Source organism: Klebsiella sp. BIGb0149, from assembly GCF_004362605.1.
GTDB classification, from domain to species: domain Bacteria; phylum Pseudomonadota; class Gammaproteobacteria; order Enterobacterales; family Enterobacteriaceae; genus Klebsiella; species Klebsiella terrigena.
The window spans coordinates 1-17157 of sequence record NZ_SNYG01000001.1; the positions used below are offsets into that span (position 1 = coordinate 1).

The following is a 17157-nucleotide window of genomic DNA, read 5'->3' on the forward strand; positions in this document are numbered from 1 at the left end:
ACGCGCTTGTGATTAACATGCAGGCCTTCCCGACGCAGTAGTTGCCATATACGGCGGTAACCGAAACGCCTGCGCTCAAGCGCCAGCTCAGTGATACGTCCGGATAAATGCACATCAGCCGCCGGACGCTGCGCCTCATAGCGGCAGATCGACAGGGACAAACCAACCAGCCTGCAGGCCCGGCGTTGCGACAGACCCGTCGCTTCACACATCACTACAGCAGCTTCCCGCTTGTGGTCTGTCGTCAGTACTTTCGGCTCAACGCCACCTGTAACGCCTCCTTATCCAGCATGGCTTCTGCAAGCAACTTCTTGAGACGGGCGTTCTCTTCTTCAAGCGACTTAAGGCGTTTTACTTCCGGTACTTCCATGCCACCAAACTTCTTACGCCAGGTGTAAAAGGTCGCGTCAGAAATAGCATGCTTACGGCAAAGCTCACGGGCGGGAATGCCAGCCTCGGCCTCGCGGAGAATACTGATGATCTGTTCGTCGGAAAAACGCTTCTTCATGGGGATGTCCTCATGTGGCTTATGAAGACATTACTAGCATCGCAGTGTGTTAATCAACGGGGAGCAGGTCACTGTCCGACCTGAGGTCGAAGCGCCAGCCAGTTTCACACAACGCGGTTTTGACGGAGTACGGCAAATGCGGACGCCGTGCAGGCTTCCTGGATGTGGGGAGTCACACACCACGCAAGAGCAAAGGCCGTATATTGTTTGAGAACGGAGCACCACTGGAGCACATTACAAAATTGTTGGGCCAGGCTAACCCAGCTTCAACACTGTTCTATATCGGGTTCACGCAGGAGACAGCGGACACATTAGCGGGAGAATTTTCTCTCGGATCGGAATGGTGATGATGGCAATTAGGCATCATCGGGCCATGTCGATCTAAGATTACAATTTATATTCATGGCCAACGAAGTATCATCTTAATAAATTTTTGTTTTTCCTGTTGCGTGAATCTTGGGCTAAACTCGCAATCAAGAAACTCACCCTCACAATTGTCAAGCTCATCATGTAATCCGTTGACTAAAAATTCATTTCTATGATTATCAAGCAGATAGTTATGATAGCTAATAAAAAAATCCGTAAAATTAATGTTATTAAAACATTCAGACAAGCGTCCAGACTCTGCATGACACACTCGATTTGAAGTACCATCTTCATTAGCAAATTTGCGTTCAAGATATGCTAATGCGCGTAGTTCAATACTTTCAATCTCGGTTCTTGTAATATCATCCCTACATTTAAATGCGCAAAACAAGTAATAGTTAGGATTGGCTGAACTGTATGACCTACTTGTAAGATCATCCATTGTCAAACCGACCTTAGCAAATCCACTATCTTTAAGATCAGCTCCAAGATATAACCATTTTGTTACTGATTCGAAATTTCTTCTATCCCTTTCATAAATCCACGCCATCTTATAATCTGCATGTGGATCGAGTTCTAGATCATATTCCACTCTTGGTTTTTTCATATGTCTCTGCCCCGTGATGATTGATTTAGAATCTGTACTAGCTTAGTGCTCAAGTAGCCTGAAACTAAGATTCTCTGAAACTACTTACGATGCTACGAAACAATCTCGATCGCAATATAGCTATGAAAATTTTTGATGAGGTTTCAGCGATTCTGAGTTGTGGGGAGTAAAAAGATGTAAAAGGGGCCTATTGCAGGCCCCTTTCTTACTGTTGGGTCAGGCTTCACCATCAGATAAATTTCCTGGCCTCCGCGGCCTTCCTGCTGAAAACAGGCAAAGCCTGCCTAATGCACCGGGTTGGGTACATAGAGACAAGCGGAGCACAGCGACATCTACAGTCTGTTCCGGTCTACCGCAAAGCATTTCCAATGATCACAGTTCAACTGTCTCTTATCGAGTACCGATCATTTATGGCTCGGTGAACACCACGTAGAGCTTGACTCTTTCCCCGGTCAAGTTGGGATCCCAACATTCGCTCGTTTATCCGCTGCGTGTCATCACGACAGGCAGGAACGGGACACCGTGCAAAGTGCGGACAGTTGAAAGTTTTGGGATTGATTAGAGACGTTGGCAGCGTCATCAGCTTCGAGTTGATAGCGGTTCGTGGGGACTGTTCACGCTTTGTACCTGTTCGAGCTTTACAACTACAGGCCGCTACGTGCTAACATCCCTGAGTAGCCACTGTTAACCATAGCGGCAACTGTTGGTCATAGAATCCCTTAAAAGAAGATCGTAACTTGAGAGAATAATACTCTTTAAGTTATTGTTTTTAATGGATTTTGTTGTGTGAGTGCCGATAATAGGAGTCGAACCTACGACCTTCGCATTACGAATGCGCTGCTCTACCAACTGAGCTATATCGGCCCTGAAGAGGACGCGTTCACCGGGGTGAACCACGGGATAAAAGGTTAAAACTAAGTGGGTGATGCGTCAATGGCCTTATGAATCAACCGGCTACTTTTGCATCACCCGTCTGGCTTTAAGCACGAATAGTATCGTCGCCGAAACCAATCCACTTATAGGTCGTCAACGCTTCAAGGCCCATCGGGCCGCGCGCGTGCAGCTTCTGGGTGCTGACCGCCACCTCTGCGCCGAGGCCAAACTGGCCGCCGTCGGTAAAGCGGGTGGAGGCATTCACGTACACCGCAGAAGAGTCCACCTCGTTGATAAAACGATTTGCGTGGCTCAGGGTGCGGGTGAGGATGGCATCCGAGTGCTGGGTACCGTGCTGGCGGATATGCGCGATGGCGTCGTCGAGGTCGGCAACGACTTTGACGTTCAGATCCAGCGACAGAAACTCGTCGTCGTACTGCTCGGCCTTCACCGGCTCTACGCTCGCCGGGCCGTCCTGCAGTACCGGCAGCGACCGCGCGTCAGCGTGCAGCGTCACGCCGCTTTCCGCCATCTGCTTGCTCAGCGCGGGCAGGAAACGCCCGGCGATGTTCTCATGCACCAGCAGAGTCTCGACGGTGTTACAGGTGCTCGGACGCTGGGTTTTAGCGTTGACGAGGATCTTCAGCGCTGGCTCAATCTCGGCGGACTCATCAACAAAGATATGACACACGCCAATACCGCCTGTGATCACCGGGATCGTTGACTGCTCGCGGCACAGCTTGTGCAGGCCCGCGCCGCCGCGAGGGATCAGCATATCGATATATTTATCCATCTTCAGCAGCTCGCTGACCAGCGCCCGGTCCGGGCTCTCAATCGCCTGGACCGCCGCGGCCGGCAGGCCGCACTCTTCCAGCGCCAGCTGGATAACCTTCACCGTTGCGGCGTTGGTGCGCCAGGTCTCTTTCCCGCCGCGCAGGATCGCCGCGTTGCCGGTTTTCAGGCACAGGGAGGCGACGTCGACGGTGACGTTTGGCCGCGCTTCGTAGATCACGCCGATAACGCCCAGCGGAACGCGACGGCGTTCAATGCGCAGGCCGCTGTCGAGCAGCCCGCCGTCAATGACCTGTCCCACCGGATCGGCCAGGCTGCACACCTGGCGAACGTCGTTGGCTATCCCGTCGAGGCGCGCCGGAGTGAGCGCCAGGCGATCGAGCATGGCTTCGCTCAGGCCGTTGGCGCGAGCTTCCGCCAGATCCTCGGCGTTAGCCCGCAGAATTGTCTCGGTCTCGGCCTGCAGATAGTCGGCAATCTTCTCCAGCACCCGGTTCTTTTCGCGGCTGGAAAGCAGCGCGAGTTTGTAAGAGGCCGCCTTGGCAGCTATGCCCATTTGTTCCAGCATTTTCAGCTCCTTAACGGATTATCATATCGTCACGATGGACGGCGACCGGGCCATATTCATAGCCGAGGATCGCATCAATCTGCTGCGAGTGCTGGCCGGCAATCAGGCGCAGCGCATCGCTGTTGTAGCGGCTGACGCCGTGAGCAATATCGCGGCCGTCGCTATTGCGGATGCGGATAACTTCGCCGCGCGAGAAGTTGCCGGTCACGACTTTGATACCTTTCGGCAGCAGCGAGCTGCCTCGCTCCAGAATCGCCTGCACCGCACCGGCATCGACGGTGAGTTCTCCCGCCGGTGGGGCGCCGAAAATCCAGCGCTTGCGGTTCTCCAGCGGCGACTCCTGCGCGTGAAAACGCGTACCGACCGATACGCCCTGCATCACGTCGCCAATCACCCCAGGCCGGCTGCCCGCGGCAATGATGGTATCGATGCCCGCCCGGCAGGCGACGTCGGCGGCCTGCAGCTTGGTGCCCATCCCGCCGGTGCCGAGGCCGGAAACGCTGTCGCCGGCAATTGCGCGCAGGGCGTCGTCAATACCGTGCACGTCCGTAATGAGCTCGGCCTGCGGATTATTGCGCGGGTCGGCGGTGAACAGGCCCTGCTGATCGGTCAGCAGCAGCAGCTTATCTGCGCCGGCAAGAATAGCGGCCAGCGCCGAAAGATTATCGTTATCGCCGACTTTAATCTCGGCGGTGGCCACGGCGTCATTTTCATTAATGACCGGCACGATGTTGTTATCCAGCAGGGCGCGCAGGGTATCGCGGGCGTTAAGGAAACGCTCGCGGTCTTCCATATCCGCGCGGGTCAGCAGCATCTGGCCAACGTGGATACCGTAAATGGAAAACAGCTGTTCCCACAGCTGGATCAGACGGCTCTGTCCTACCGCCGCCAGCAACTGCTTCGACGCAATCGTCGCGGGAAGTTCCGGGTAGCCGAGGTGCTCACGACCGGCGGCGATGGCCCCGGAGGTCACAATAACAATGCGGTGGCCCATGGCGTGCAGCTGCGCGCACTGGCGCACTAATTCGACGATATGGGCGCGGTTCAGGCGGCGGGATCCGCCCGTTAAAACACTGGTGCCCAGTTTTACCACCAGCGTCTGGCTATCACTCATGATTCTCTGCCGTTCAAAAGGAATATCGATATCGAGGTGATGTTGTAACAGGACTCAGGCCGCTTGCCAACCGCGGCGTTTTTAGCGCGCCGTTTTATTGCGCGGGATCGGGCATTCTGGAGAGGGAAGATGACAATTTTATGATGGAAACATTTAAATACCCTTTTTTATAAAAAGTTCCACATTGTCATAAATTTTTAATACTGGAGCGTTAAAAAACCTCCTGTTTTCACGGGGCCTTCGCCCGGAATTGATTAGCGCGTATAAATAAATCACCAGGACTGAATAATGAAAAAGAGCTCACTGGCATTAATGATGATGGGTCTTATTGCTGCTTCGGCTACCCAGGCAGCCGAAGTTTTTAACAAAAACGGCAATAAGCTGGACGTGTACGGCAAAGTCAGAGCGATGCACTATTTAAGCGATGATGACAGCAAGGACGGCGACCAGACCTACGTTCGTTTCGGCATCAAAGGCGAAACCCAGATTAACGATCAGCTGACCGGCTACGGTCGCTGGGAGTCCGAATTCTCCGGCAACAAAACCGAAAGCGACTCTTCCCAGAAGACTCGTCTGGCGTTCGCTGGCGTAAAACTGAAGGACTTCGGCTCCTTCGACTACGGCCGTAACCTCGGCGCGCTGTACGATGTTGAAGCCTGGACCGATATGTTCCCTGAATTCGGCGGCGACTCTTCCGCGCAAACCGACAACTTTATGACCAAGCGCTCCAGCGGCCTGGCAACCTACCGCAATACCGACTTCTTCGGCGTGGTTGATGGCCTGGATCTGACCCTCCAGTACCAGGGTAAAAACGAAAACCGTGACGCTAAAAAACAGAACGGCGACGGCTTCGGTACGTCTTTAAGCTATGACTTCGGCGGCAGCGATTTCGCCATCAGCGCAGCCTACACCAGCTCTGACCGTACCGATGCCCAGAACCAGCTGGCACGCGGCGTGGGTAAAAAAGCGGAAGCCTGGGCTACCGGCCTGAAATATGACGCCAACAATATCTACCTGGCAACCATGTATTCTGAAACCCGCAAAATGACCCCGATCAGCGGCGGTTTTGCGACGAAAGCGCAGAACTTTGAAGCGGTGGCACAGTACCAGTTCGATTTTGGCCTGCGTCCGTCCCTGGGCTACGTGCTGTCAAAAGGTAAGGATATCGAAGGCGTAGGTAGCGAAGACCTGGTCAACTATATCGACGTCGGCCTGACCTACTACTTCAACAAAAACATGAACGCCTTCGTTGATTATAAAATCAACCAGCTGAAGAGCGATAACAAGCTGGGTCTTAGCGACGACGACATCGTTGCCGTGGGCATGACCTATCAGTTCTGATTATCCTGACGCCCGGCCAGCAAGCGCTGCCGGGTAGAGGGTAAAAAAAGCCGCTGCGTTTTGCGCAGCGGCTTTTTCTTATTCGGCATTAGCGGTTTTTAGCCAGGTGTTGGCGATCGTCGTTCATCGTTATCTGAGCGTTATACTCTTTCGGCAGGCGGCGCGCCTGATAGAAAGCCGACTTCCAGTACGGATTGTCCAGCGAGGAGCGCATTACGCCCTGGCTGGCCGAGGCGTGGAGAAAATCGTGGTTGGTGTCGTAGAAGCCGACGTGCATGCCGCCGTTAATGCGGAAGAACACCAGGTCTCCGGGGCGCAGCTGCTGAGGCTTGACCCGCTCGCCCATCCGCAGCAGCTCTTTGGTCGTAACCCTGTCCATCGGCAGGTTGAAGCGATCCTTCAGCGTGCGCCAGACGAAGCCGGAGCAGTCGACTCCGCTTTGATCGGTGCCGCCCCATTCATAGGGCGTTCCGTGCCAGGTATGCATCTGATCGTGCAGCGCGGCGAGGACCGGGATCAGGTCATCTGAACCGCCGTCGATAGGCGCATAATCATGGTGGGCCGCGGTTTTCGGGTGCTTAGCCGGGGATGAACATCCTGCCAAAATCAAAAAAGGAACAAATAATAAGGCGTGCACAAGCTTTGGCGTCATATCATTATTTTCATAGTGAGCTATAGAACGGAATTATTTATAGCGTATTCACCATATTGCCAGAATGGGATGAGATGATATTTACGAAACCTTACGTTAGGCGCATGCATAATTTGTCATGCCGGCGGCGCAGGGAATATTAGCGTTAACATTTCAATCTCATTTATTAATAAATAATTTCACTATTAAACAATATTTCACGGAAACTTTGCGGGTGCGAGGATTGCGGCTAACGACAAGGTGAAAGATCCTCATCATCCCGGCATTGCGCCGCCGGCCCGCCCTCCAGTACTTTTGTGGCATAAAAGAGAGAACGGGGCGGGTCTATGCATCTGGATTTTCGCCAACTGCGCAACTTTGTGGCGTTGGTTGAGTACGGCACCTTTAATCGTGCGGCGGAGGCGGTGTGCCTGTCGCAATCGGCCTTCAGCCGCAGCATTCAGGCGCTCGAACAGAGCGTCGGCCATCCGTTATTCGACCGTCAGAGCAGGCTGCCGACGCTCACGCTGCACGGGCAAAAGCTGCTGCCGTACGCCCGGCGGTTTCAGGAGCTGAACGTCGAGCTCAGCAGCCAGCTGCGGGAGGCGGATGATGCGCAAAACGGCGAGGTCGCGTTTGGCTGCGGCCCGGCGCCCTCCGCGAGGCTGATCCCGGCCGCCGTGGGTGAGTTTCACCGTCTGCTGCCGCAGGCGCGGGTGCGCTTTCAAATTGATAACTGGTTTGCCCTGCATCATGCGCTCACCACCCAGCACTATCCTTTTGTGGTGGCCGACAGCTGGCAGGCCGAACTGGATCCGCAGCTGCGGGTCCAGCCGCTCAGCCCGCAGCGCTGCTTCTTCGTCTGCCACGCCGACCATCCGCTGGCAAAGCGGGGGCCGGTCTCTATCCAGGAGATGCTGCGCTATCCTTTTGCCGCGCCGTACTTGCCGCCCGGAGTGCGCAAAGTGCTGGCGACCCTCAGCCAGCAGCAGGACTTTGCCCCGGCGATTCAGTGCGACCATATCTACGCGCTGCTCTCAACCCTGGCGCATACCGACGCGATAAGCTTCGCCAGCGAAGACGGCTTCGCGCTTTGCCAGCACAGCCACCGGCTGGTCAAGCTCGAGCTAAGCGACCTGCCGGACGAGTGGCGGCTGATGCAGACCCGGTTTGCGATTATCTCCCCGGTTCACGCCGCGCAGCCGCCGCTGGTGGCAAAGCTGATAGAGGTTATCCTGCACGCCGACCGTCTGCATCAGCTGCAGCTCCTGGATCGGGAGGAGAGGGGCTAACCGCCGTTTGCCGGCTGGCCTTTGGCATCGTACTGCGGCCAGCGCTTTTCCAGGCCCTGCGTTTTTAGCGCCCGTTCGACAAACTGTCCGTCCGCCCACTGGCCGACGTCAAAAGCGCTGCGGATCAGGCGGCCGGATTGCGCCTGCCCGACGCTGCTGCTGAAGCTGTCGGTGAGGAACGGGTCGATGCGCGGGGAGGTGGTGAAGTTAAGATCCTGCGGCTGCAGCTCCTCCAGGAACAGCACCTGCGGGATCTGGCTCTGCTGCGCCATCTCTGCCGCCCAGGCGTCCCGGTTGGCCGGGTCGCTGATTTCAGCGGCGTTCTTCACCAGCACGTCGATAATCTGCTGGGTGGCCTGCGGCCAGGCCGCAATAAAGGTTTGCGTCCCGAGGAAGCCGGCTTGAGTGGTGTTCTGACGGCCGGAATCGCCGCTTTTCACCACCACCTCTATCTTATCTCCGCGCAGCGCCAGCAGCGAGACGCCGCCCCACACCGCATCGACGCGACCGGCCGCCAGCGCGGCTTTGCCGGCGTTCCAGTCGAGATTAATCACCTGCATGCTGCGTTCGTTAAGACCGACGGTTTGTAAGGCGCGATCGAAGGCCAGCTGATCCGCCGTACCGCGATAGACGGCCACCCGTTTGCCCTTCAGGTCGGCGAGATTTTTAATTCCCGAGGCGGCGGTGGCCGCGAGGTAAGATTCGGAGCCGCGGCTGCCCAGCAGCAGGCGCGTCGGGAGCCCGTTGGCTTTGCCGATAATCGCCGCCAGGTCGCCGAGGTAGACAAAATCAAGCTGCCGGTTGGCCAGCGCCTCATTTACCGCCGGGCCCGCGCCTTTGAAAAACTTCCACTGCACCTCCACGCCCTGCGGCTTAAACACCTCTTCCAGCTGATGGCGGATAAACGCCATGCCGACGGGCCCTTCGATAAACGGCTTGCTGCCCGCGCTTTGATCCGGCACGCCGATGCGGATCGTGCGCAGCTCCTCGCCCTGCGCGCCGGCCAGCAGGCCCACGGCGGCGACCAGCGCCAGCAGGGTGCGGCTAAAAAATGCTTTCATCATAAGTTATTGCTCCTCTGAGTTTTTTTCTCACCCTAAAGAGCCGAAGGGCCGGGTGTTAAATGCTTTTATGCGCAGAGCAAAGCTGAAAAAAAGCTAAGCCAGGGGCCGCGTGCCCGGCAGGCTGAAATGCATTCGCTGCATCGGGATTATTCGTCTAACGCAATGGCGGCAGGGCGCAAGGAACGTTTTTATAGCGCTATAACTTCAGCAAAAGTGGACCGATATGTCGCAGATGATCTTAAAAACAGGCGCACCGGGCAGGCCGCAGTTCAGGCTAAACGGTTGGCCGTGGCTGCTGCCCGCGCTGCTGCTGCTGCTGTGGTACGTCGACGCCCGCGAAGGCTGGATGGCGGAGCAGATCCTGCCCGCGCCGTCGGTCGTTGCCGATACCGCGCTGTCGCTGCTGAGCGGCGATCTGCTGGCGCAGTGGGGATTCAGCCTCCGGCATCTGGCGCTGGGCCTGCTGCTGGGAGCCGTGGCCGGAACGCTGCTCGGGGCGCTGTTCGGCCTGGTTCCGTCTGCCGCCCAGCGGATCGAGCCGCTGTTTTACGCCCTGGCGCAAATTCCGACGCTGGGCTGGATCCCGCTGTTTATGGTGATCTTCGGCATTGATAACGGCCTCAAGCTGGCGGTTATCGTCAAAACCACCGTGGTGCCGATGACCATCAATACCCAGCAGGCGGTCAGCGGCGTACCGCTGACGCTGAGCGAAGCGGCAAGGGTCATGAACTTCTCCCGCTGGCAGCGGCTGCGCTGGCTGGTGATCCCGGCGAGCCTGCCGGGCTGGTTTACCGGCCTGCGGCTGGCGCTTTCGCAGGCCTGGGTATCGCTGATCGTCGTTGAGCTGCTGGCCTCTTCCGAAGGGATTGGCTACCTGATGGTCTGGGGGCGCCAGCTGTTTCAGCTGGATATCGTCTTCGTCACCATCGCGGCGGTGGGCCTCAGCGGCATGGCGATGGAGTGGGCGGCCAACCGGGCCTGCTCCCGGCTGGTGTTCTGGCCGCAGCCGGCCACCGGGCGCCTGGCCTGGAAACCGCAGGCCAGCTGGCGGGCGTTACAGCTGCCGCTGGTGCTGCTGGCGCTATGGCAGCTGGCCAGCGGGCAGGGCTGGATCGATAGCGTACTTTTCTCGTCGCCGCTGGCGGTGGCCGAGCGCTTTATTCAGGGAGCGGCCAGCGGCGAGCTTGCCGCGGCGATGCTCGCAAGCCTGGGACGGGCGTTTGCCGGCGGCGCGCTGGGTATCGCCGGCGGGCTGCTCTGCGGACTGCTGCTGGCGCTGCGCCCGCGCGCCGGAGCGATCTTTACCCCGACGCTTAACGTCCTGCGCCATATCGCCCTGTTTGCCTGGCTCCCGCTGCTGACCGCGTGGGTCGGCAACGATAACGGCGGCAAAATCGTGTTCATCGCCCTGGCCTCCTTTTTTCCGATGTTCTTCAGCACCCTGCAGGCCGTTCTTCAGCGCAGCCCGCAGCTGGATGAGGTTGCCAGGGTGCTGCGCCTGAGCGGCCTGACGCGCCTGCGCAGGCTGATCCTCCCCGGCGCCGCCGCGGGTATTTTTGCCGGCCTGCGCCTGGCGCTGATTTACGCCTGGCTTGGCAATATCGGCGCGGAGTATTTCATGTCCTCCGGCGTCGGTATCGGCAGCCTGATGATCAATGCCCAGCAGCTGCTGGATATGCCGACCATTCTCTGCGGCATGGTGCTGATCGGCGTCACCGGCGCTGCGCTGGATAAAGCCGGACGTTTACTGGAAATTCGCGCCACCCGCTGGCGCCAACAGGAGTCGCTATGACCACTTCACCCCTGGTCTCTTTTGACCGCGTCCGTAAATCCTGGCAGCAGGTGACGGCGCTACAGAACTTCAGCCTGGATATCGCCGCCGGCGAGCTGGTGGCGCTGGTAGGCAGCAGCGGCTGCGGTAAATCAACGCTGCTGCGGATGCTGGTCGGCCTCGAATCCGCGACCCAGGGCGAGATTCGCATCCACGGCGAGCCGGTGACCGGCGTCGGCAAAGAGCGCGGCATCGTGTTTCAGGAGCCGCGCCTGTTTCCGTGGCTTAACGTTATCGACAACGTGATGCTCGGCCTGGCGGATGAGCCGCTGAGCCGGACGGCGAAACGCCAGCGGGCGCTGGAAATGCTGGAGCGCGTCCAGCTCACCGAGTTTGCCAGCGCGCTGCCCGCCCAGCTCTCGGGCGGCATGGCGCAGCGGGTGGCGATCGCCCGCGGCCTCGTCGGCCGCCCGCAAATTCTGATGCTGGATGAACCTTTCGGCGCGCTGGATGCCCTGACGCGCCATACCCTGCAGCAGGAGCTGCTGCAGATCCACCGGAGCGCGGGAACCACCACGCTGCTGGTGACCCACGATGTGGAAGAGGCGGTCGCGCTGGCCGACCGGGTGGTGGTGCTGTCGCCGCGCCCGGGACGGATACGCGAAGTGGTGAGCCTTGAGCTCCCCCATCCGCGCCGGCGCGAAGAGGCCTCTTTTACCGCCGCCTGCCGCCAGATCCGCAATCTGATTACTTCTCTGCCTGATACCGTTATTTAAGGAGCAACACCATGGGACATCCTTCCATTTACCCGACCGGCGCCACCGTTTACGATCCCACGCGCGCCTGGAGCGGCTACACCCTTTTCCAGGCCACCGAGCGCGGCGCGGTGCTGGTGGATATGAACGGTCAGGTGGTACGCGAATGGCCTGAACTGCACGGATTTCCCAATAAAATCCTGCCCGGCGGCGCGATACTCGGCCACAGCGGCGAGCGCGATCCGCGCTACGGCATGCAGGATATGCTCGACCTGATCCAGGTGGACTGGGAGGGGAACGTGACCTGGAGGTTCGATCGCTACGAACGGGTCAGCGATCCCGGCAACGAAACGCGCTGGATGGCCCGCGCGCATCATGATTACCAGCGCGCCGGCAACCCGGTAGGCTACTACGCGCCGGGCCTGGAGCCGCAGGTGGAGGGGGGAAATACGCTGATCCTCGCCCACACCAACCTGGTGAATGCCGACATCTCCGACAAGCTGCTGCTGGATGACACGATTATTGAAGTCGACTGGCAGGGCAACGTGGTCTGGGAGTGGCGCTGCAGCGACCATTTCCACGAGCTTGGCTTCGACGATGCGGCGCGCACCGCGCTGTACAACAACCCCAATATGCGCGCCAGCGGCGGCGGAATGGGCGACTGGATGCATATCAACTCGATGTCGGCGCTGGGGCCGAATAAATGGTATGACGCCGGGGATCGGCGCTTCCATCCCGACAATATTATCTGGGACGCCCGCGAATCCAACATTATCGCCATCATTGATAAGCAGAGCGGTCGCATCGTCTGGCAGCTTGGCCCGGACTACAGTAAGCCGGAGCTCAAGCACATCGGCTGGATTATCGGCCAGCATCACGCGCATATGATCCCCCACGGGCTGCCGGGCGCGGGCAATATTCTCATCTTCGATAACGGCGGCTGGGCCGGATACGGCGCGCCAAACCCGGCGTCGGCGGATGGGGTGAAAAACGCCTGGCGCGATTACTCGCGGATCCTTGAGATCAACCCGCTGACCCTTGATATCGAGTGGCGCTACTCGCCCTATGAAGCGGATCTTCCGCAGCCAACCGACTCGTACCGCTTCTACAGCCCCTATATCAGCAATATGCAGCGTCTGGAAAACGGCAATACCTTGATTAACGAAGGCTCGAACGGGCGCGTTTTTGAAGTGACCCGCGACCATGAGATCGTCTGGGAATATATTTCACCGTTCTGGGGCAAGACGCTGAATAACAATATGGTCTACCGCGCCTACCGCATCCCCTACGCCTGGATACCGCAGCTGGCGCAGCCGCAGGAGACGCCGATCGCGGCGGTGGACGTGCGGACGTTACGCCAGCCCGGCGCGGCGGCCGCGGGCCCGGCGCAGAGCGTGGTGCGGGTCGCGGGAGTGCAGCCGTACAGCAAAAGCGCCGATGCGCTGTGCGTGGCGACCGACAACGATACCCTGCGCCGCAGCCCGAAGCTGTTCCGGGTGGCGGAAAGCGCCTTCACTCCGCTGAGCGCGGCGGAGGAGCTGGAAAGCGAGCGGCCAATACTGCTGTTTGTCGGCGCTGAGCGCTGCGTGCACTGCCGTAAACTCTGGCAGCTGCTGGCGCAGGAAAAGGTTGCGCAACGGATCGCGGCGCTGAACCGGCGCTATCTCGATGCCGATCGCCACCAGGATCTGGCGACGACCCTCGGGGTTCGCGGTCTGCCGACGCTGCTGCTGATCGAGCGGGGGCAGCCGACGGCGCGGGCGCCCGCGCAACTGTCGGTTGAAAATCTGCTGGCCTGGCTGAAGGGCGCGCTGGCGTCGTAGAGCCGCTGCGGGCTGGCTTTATGCCGGCCCGGGTTGATGGGCGGATATTTCGTTTGCTACCTTGAGGCGGTGGCGTGACGGCGGACAGGCTGGGCGGATCATTCTGCTGTCATCTTTCTTAAGCATGCTCTGGCGAGCCTGTTTACTGATTAGGGAAAATTAACGATGTCCAAAACTCTCACGATTTTCGATCTGGATAACACCTTGATTAAGGGTGACAGCAGTACGGTATGGAGCCGTTTTCTGGTGAGGGAAGGATGGATTAGCGACCCGGACTATCTGGCGCGAGAAGCGATGCTGATGGCGGATTACGATCGCGGAGAGATGAATATCGCCGACTACGTGGCGCTGATCCAGGCCCCGCTGATCGGCGTCCCGCAGGCGGAAGTTGACGGCCTGGTCGCCCGCTGCGTGCGCGAGGAGATCCTGCCCCGCGTCTACCCGCAGGCGTGGGAGGTTATCCGCACGCTACGGGCGCGCGGCGAACAGATGCTGGTGATCTCGGCCTCGGTCAGCCTGCTGGTGCAGGCGGTGTCCGATGAGCTGGGCATCGAGCAGGCGTTAGGCATTGACGTAGAGATGGCCGATGGCGGCTATACCGGCGTGATTGCCGGCACGCCGAGCTATCAGCACGGGAAGGTGATTCGGCTGGCTGAGTGGCGGCAGGCCTACCCGCAATTCGCCGGAGAGGTGACGTTTTATACCGATTCAATTAACGATCTGCCGCTGTGCCTGCACGCCGACCGCGTGCGGCTGGTCAACCCTTGCCCGCAGCTGACGGCGGCGAATGAGGAGCACCGGTGGCCGGTGCTTCACTGGCAGCTTTGATCTCTCCGGGCGGGCGCAGCGCGCCGCCTCGGGGAGGCTGGCGCTATCAGGATTTAAACAGCGGCACTACGCTGCCGCCGATATAGCGCCGACGGAGCCAGGCGGAGAGCATATCCATCGCCATCACCACCACCACCAGCAGAAGGGTGATAAACATCACCACGTCCCAGTTCCACAGGCGCATATTTTCCGCGTAAATCAGGCCGATCCCGCCGGCGCCGACGAAGCCCAGTACCGCTGCGGAGCGGGTGTTGGACTCGATTTGATACAGGCTCAGGGCCAGAAACGTCGGGAAGGATTGGGTGAAAATGCCGAAGCGGTGTTTCTGCAGGCCGTTGGCGCCGACGGCGGTCAATCCCCGCCCCGGTGAGCGGTCTACCGCCTCATGGCCTTCGGCATACAGGCGGCCGAGCAGGCCGGTATCCTGCATAATAATCGCCAGCACCCCGGCCAGCGGCCCGAGGCCGACGGCGCGCACGAAAATCAGCCCCCAGATAGCCATATCGATCCCGCGCAGGACGTCAAACAGCCGACGCATCAGCAGGGCGATAATCCCCGGAATCAAGCCGCGCATAATATTGCGCGCCGCGAGGAAAGAGAGCAGCAGGGCGATGACCGTGGCGGTGATCGTCCCGACGAAGACGATCGCCAGGGTAATCCCGATCTGCGTGAAATAGTAGCGGAACGGCCAGTTAAAAAAGTCGTGCCACACGAACATGCGCAGCAGATAGCGGCTGATTTGCTGCAGCCCGGTGGTGAGCTGCTCCCCGCTGATGCCAAACTGCATAAAGAACCAGACGTAATAGAGCACGCTCAGCAGCGCCAGCAGGCCGACGTAGCGCAAATAGCGTCCCTGGGCCTGATACAGCGCCTTATGCTGGCGGCGGCTGGCGGCGATATCCGGTTGGTTTTGCCACTGACTCATTTTTTACCCTCGAGAACCCACTGTCGCAGGCGGCCGGACAGCATATCCAGCAGCGAGACCACGATGATGATCAGCAGCAGCGTGATGCTGACCTGATCGTAACGATCGAGCTTAATGTTGGTCATCAGCTCCTGGCCGATCCCCCCGGCGCCCACCAGCCCAAGAATGGTTGAGGAGCGGAAGTTGATCTCCAGGCGCATAAAGCCGTAGGAGAGAAAAATCGGTTTTACCTGCGGCCACAGGGCGAAGCGAACCCGCTGCAGCGGCGAGGCGCCGCAGGCCATCAGCCCGCGAACCGGCTTGTCCTGAGCGCTTTCCACCGCTTCATAAAACAGCTTGGTCAGGCTGCCGATGGTGTGCAGCATCAGCGCCAGAAAGCCGGGGATCGCGCCAATACCGAAGGCCATCACGAAAATGACCGCCCACGCCAGCTCCGGCATGGTACGCAAAAAGGCGACTAAAACGCGGATGGCGAAACGCAGCGGCGGCGGTGACCAGGCGTTGTTGGCGGCAAGAAAGGCCAGCAGGGTGGCGATGACTACGGCGACCAGGGTAGAGGCCAGCGCCAGCTGCAGGGTTTCCCAAATCAGCGGCAGCTGGATCGGCAGGCGGTAGCCCCAGTAGGCGAACGACCCTTTGGTATGCGAATCGGCAAACAGATCGCTGACGTGGAGCGTCGGCAGCGTCTCAAACATGTAATCGAGAAAGTTTGGCAGGGAGTGCCAGATGGTGAAGAGATTAAATTCAGCCGCGCTGCCCGCGGCGAAGTAAAGCACCAGCAGCAGCAGCGACCAGCTAAAGGTGTCGCGCTTTTGCCGCGCGCGCACCTGCTGGTAATAGCGTTCAAATTCGGTATTCGAAATATTCATACGTCAAGGGGTCTTCAGCATACCGCCGCCTCGCGCTTGATAAGCCGGGAGGCGGCGTGGAGGCGGGATTAACGGGCGCTCACCAGCTCGCGCTTCATATCGATAATCTGCTGGAAATCGGCAACGCTGCCCGGGCCGATATGCTGGGTGCCGCCCATCGCTTTGATAAAGCAGGCGTGGTTATCGGTATCCAGCTTTTTGATCGCGGTGATGACCCTGGCTTTAAAATCAGCCGGCAGCGCGTTGCTCACCAGGATCGGGCCGTTGGGGATCAGCGGTGATTGCCAGATGATGCGGATCTGCTTCATCAGATCCGGATGATCCATCCGAATCAGGCGGTTGAACGCGCCCACGCTGTAGCCGCTGTTGTAGTCGCCCACCATAGAGGTCCAGGTCACCGCGCCGGCAAACTGGCCGTTCAGCACGCCCAGAATGTCCTGCTCGTGGCCGCCGGAGAAGGTCACGCTGGAGAAGAAGTTGTTATATTTATTATCCGTGGTGCCGCCAAATTTCTGCTTAAAGGTTTGGTTCGGGATCAGGAAGCCGGAGGTTGAATCCGGATCGGCGAAGCCAAAGGCTTTGCCTTTCAGATCGTCTAACGATTTATACGGGCTGTCGGCTTTAACGATAACCACCGAATGGTAGCCGCGAGACTTGTCTTTATCATCCACGGCGATGCCGACAATATCGACCGCTTTCGGGTTATTAATATAAACCGAGGCGTACGAGGAGGGTGACATGCTCAATACCACGTCAACCTTGCCGCCCAGCAGGCCCTGAATAACGCCGGAGTAGTCGGAAGAGTTGCGTAATTTGGTATCGACGTTCAGCTCTTTATCGAGAAAGTCTTTCACACACTGGTTATCACCAATTTGCTGGGTGGCGTTCTGGCCGCCGAGGATCCCCAGATTTAACTCTTTCGGCTGCCCGGCAGCGCTTGCCTGCCATGCCATCATAATGCCCGCGATCGCTGCGGATAAACGAACTGCGCCAGTGATATATTGTTTCATTATTTTGCCCGTGTGAGTGG

The 17157-nt window shown here is 58.7% G+C and carries 15 protein-coding genes, 1 tRNA gene and 1 pseudogene; 7 read left to right on the forward strand and 10 right to left on the reverse strand.

Features of this window, described 5'->3' with window-relative positions:
- A pseudogene (locus EDF75_RS00005) lies at positions 1-508 on the reverse strand (transposase); the annotation flags it as partial.
- An 80-nt stretch (positions 509-588) separates the two neighbouring features.
- Between EDF75_RS00005 and EDF75_RS00010 the strand changes: the two are divergent.
- Positions 589-855, forward strand: coding sequence for a tyrosine-type recombinase/integrase (locus EDF75_RS00010; protein ID WP_279538252.1), 267 nt, complete (start codon positions 589-591; stop codon positions 853-855).
- Positions 856-908: 53 nt separating this feature from the next.
- Here the strand turns inward: EDF75_RS00010 and EDF75_RS00015 are convergent, their stop codons facing one another.
- The 4 genes from EDF75_RS00015 to proB all read right to left on the reverse strand — a co-directional run bounded on the left by EDF75_RS00015 (position 909) and on the right by proB (position 4828).
- Positions 909-1481, reverse strand: a complete 573-nt coding sequence (locus EDF75_RS00015; RefSeq protein ID WP_133596288.1) for a hypothetical protein — start codon at positions 1479-1481, stop codon at positions 909-911.
- A 791-nt stretch (positions 1482-2272) separates the two neighbouring features.
- A tRNA-Thr gene (locus EDF75_RS00020) sits at positions 2273-2345 on the reverse strand.
- A 115-nt stretch (positions 2346-2460) separates the two neighbouring features.
- Positions 2461-3714, reverse strand: a complete 1254-nt coding sequence (gene proA / locus EDF75_RS00025; RefSeq protein ID WP_133596290.1) for a glutamate-5-semialdehyde dehydrogenase — start codon at positions 3712-3714, stop codon at positions 2461-2463.
- 10 nt (positions 3715-3724) lie between these two features.
- Positions 3725-4828 (reverse strand): glutamate 5-kinase, encoded by a 1104-nt coding sequence (gene proB, locus EDF75_RS00030; RefSeq protein WP_041144214.1) that lies wholly within the window; start codon positions 4826-4828, stop codon positions 3725-3727.
- A 288-nt stretch (positions 4829-5116) separates the two neighbouring features.
- Here proB and phoE point away from each other — a divergent pair, with 288 nt between their 5' ends.
- Entirely contained in the window at positions 5117-6169 is a 1053-nt protein-coding gene (gene phoE, locus EDF75_RS00035) for a phosphoporin PhoE (RefSeq protein WP_133596292.1), read from the forward strand.
- An 88-nt stretch (positions 6170-6257) separates the two neighbouring features.
- Here phoE and EDF75_RS00040 read toward each other — a convergent pair whose 3' ends face one another.
- A complete protein-coding gene (locus tag EDF75_RS00040) occupies positions 6258-6821 on the reverse strand; it encodes a C40 family peptidase (protein ID WP_133596294.1) in 564 nt (187 codons plus the stop codon).
- 326 nt (positions 6822-7147) lie between these two features.
- Here EDF75_RS00040 and EDF75_RS00045 point away from each other — a divergent pair, with 326 nt between their 5' ends.
- Positions 7148-8092 carry a LysR family transcriptional regulator gene (locus EDF75_RS00045; RefSeq protein ID WP_095094211.1) on the forward strand — a complete coding sequence of 315 codons (945 nt, stop codon included), beginning with the start codon at positions 7148-7150 and terminating at the stop codon, positions 8090-8092.
- Here EDF75_RS00045 and EDF75_RS00050 read toward each other — a convergent pair.
- A complete protein-coding gene (locus EDF75_RS00050) occupies positions 8089-9156 on the reverse strand; it encodes an ABC transporter substrate-binding protein (protein ID WP_133596296.1) in 1068 nt (355 codons plus the stop codon). The genes EDF75_RS00045 and EDF75_RS00050 overlap by 4 nt on opposite strands.
- 223 nt (positions 9157-9379) lie before the next feature.
- Here EDF75_RS00050 and EDF75_RS00055 point away from each other — a divergent pair, with 223 nt between their 5' ends.
- The 4 genes from EDF75_RS00055 (at position 9380) to EDF75_RS00070 (ending at position 14333) form a co-directional block, all read left to right on the forward strand.
- A complete protein-coding gene (locus EDF75_RS00055) occupies positions 9380-10948 on the forward strand; it encodes an ABC transporter permease (protein ID WP_133596298.1) in 1569 nt (522 codons plus the stop codon).
- Positions 10945-11703 (forward strand): ABC transporter ATP-binding protein, encoded by a 759-nt coding sequence (locus tag EDF75_RS00060; RefSeq protein WP_133596300.1) that lies wholly within the window; start codon positions 10945-10947, stop codon positions 11701-11703. Before EDF75_RS00055 ends, EDF75_RS00060 begins: the two co-directional genes overlap by 4 nt.
- 11 nt (positions 11704-11714) lie before the next feature.
- Positions 11715-13505, forward strand: coding sequence for an aryl-sulfate sulfotransferase (locus tag EDF75_RS00065; RefSeq protein WP_133596302.1), 1791 nt, complete (start codon positions 11715-11717; stop codon positions 13503-13505).
- 165 nt (positions 13506-13670) lie between these two features.
- Entirely contained in the window at positions 13671-14333 is a 663-nt protein-coding gene (locus EDF75_RS00070) for an HAD family hydrolase (protein WP_133596304.1), read from the forward strand.
- A 46-nt stretch (positions 14334-14379) separates the two neighbouring features.
- On the opposite strand, the gene phnE (EDF75_RS00075) is transcribed toward EDF75_RS00070, so the two are convergent.
- From phnE (EDF75_RS00075) to phnD, 3 genes are all read right to left on the reverse strand, one after another.
- Positions 14380-15258: a phosphonate ABC transporter, permease protein PhnE gene (gene phnE / locus EDF75_RS00075; protein ID WP_133596306.1), complete on the reverse strand. Its 879-nt coding sequence runs from the start codon at positions 15256-15258 to the stop codon at positions 14380-14382.
- Positions 15255-16127: a phosphonate ABC transporter, permease protein PhnE gene (gene phnE / locus EDF75_RS00080; RefSeq protein WP_133596307.1), complete on the reverse strand. Its 873-nt coding sequence runs from the start codon at positions 16125-16127 to the stop codon at positions 15255-15257. The genes phnE (EDF75_RS00075) and phnE (EDF75_RS00080) overlap by 4 nt, the downstream gene beginning before the upstream one ends.
- A 68-nt stretch (positions 16128-16195) precedes the next feature.
- Complete coding sequence (gene phnD, locus EDF75_RS00085) at positions 16196-17137, reverse strand: phosphonate ABC transporter substrate-binding protein (RefSeq protein ID WP_133596309.1); 942 nt, start codon at positions 17135-17137, stop codon at positions 16196-16198.
- Between the last annotated feature and the right edge of the window lie 20 nt (positions 17138-17157).

Coding starts and splice junctions, on each gene's coding strand:
- EDF75_RS00055 (WP_133596298.1), top strand. CDS start 9,380: ATGTCGCAGATGATCTTAAAAACAGGCGCACCGGGCAGGCCGCAGTTC.
- EDF75_RS00060 (WP_133596300.1), top strand. CDS start 10,945: ATGACCACTTCACCCCTGGTCTCTTTTGACCGCGTCCGTAAATCCTGG.
- phnE (WP_133596307.1), bottom strand. CDS start 16,127: ATGAATATTTCGAATACCGAATTTGAACGCTATTACCAGCAGGTGCGC.
- proB (WP_041144214.1), bottom strand. CDS start 4,828: ATGAGTGATAGCCAGACGCTGGTGGTAAAACTGGGCACCAGTGTTTTA.
- EDF75_RS00045 (WP_095094211.1), top strand. CDS start 7,148: ATGCATCTGGATTTTCGCCAACTGCGCAACTTTGTGGCGTTGGTTGAG.
- phnD (WP_133596309.1), bottom strand. CDS start 17,137: ATGAAACAATATATCACTGGCGCAGTTCGTTTATCCGCAGCGATCGCG.
- EDF75_RS00050 (WP_133596296.1), bottom strand. CDS start 9,156: ATGATGAAAGCATTTTTTAGCCGCACCCTGCTGGCGCTGGTCGCCGCC.
- phoE (WP_133596292.1), top strand. CDS start 5,117: ATGAAAAAGAGCTCACTGGCATTAATGATGATGGGTCTTATTGCTGCT.
- EDF75_RS00040 (WP_133596294.1), bottom strand. CDS start 6,821: ATGACGCCAAAGCTTGTGCACGCCTTATTATTTGTTCCTTTTTTGATT.
- EDF75_RS00015 (WP_133596288.1), bottom strand. CDS start 1,481: ATGAAAAAACCAAGAGTGGAATATGATCTAGAACTCGATCCACATGCA.
- EDF75_RS00070 (WP_133596304.1), top strand. CDS start 13,671: ATGTCCAAAACTCTCACGATTTTCGATCTGGATAACACCTTGATTAAG.
- proA (WP_133596290.1), bottom strand. CDS start 3,714: ATGCTGGAACAAATGGGCATAGCTGCCAAGGCGGCCTCTTACAAACTC.
- phnE (WP_133596306.1), bottom strand. CDS start 15,258: ATGAGTCAGTGGCAAAACCAACCGGATATCGCCGCCAGCCGCCGCCAG.
- EDF75_RS00065 (WP_133596302.1), top strand. CDS start 11,715: ATGGGACATCCTTCCATTTACCCGACCGGCGCCACCGTTTACGATCCC.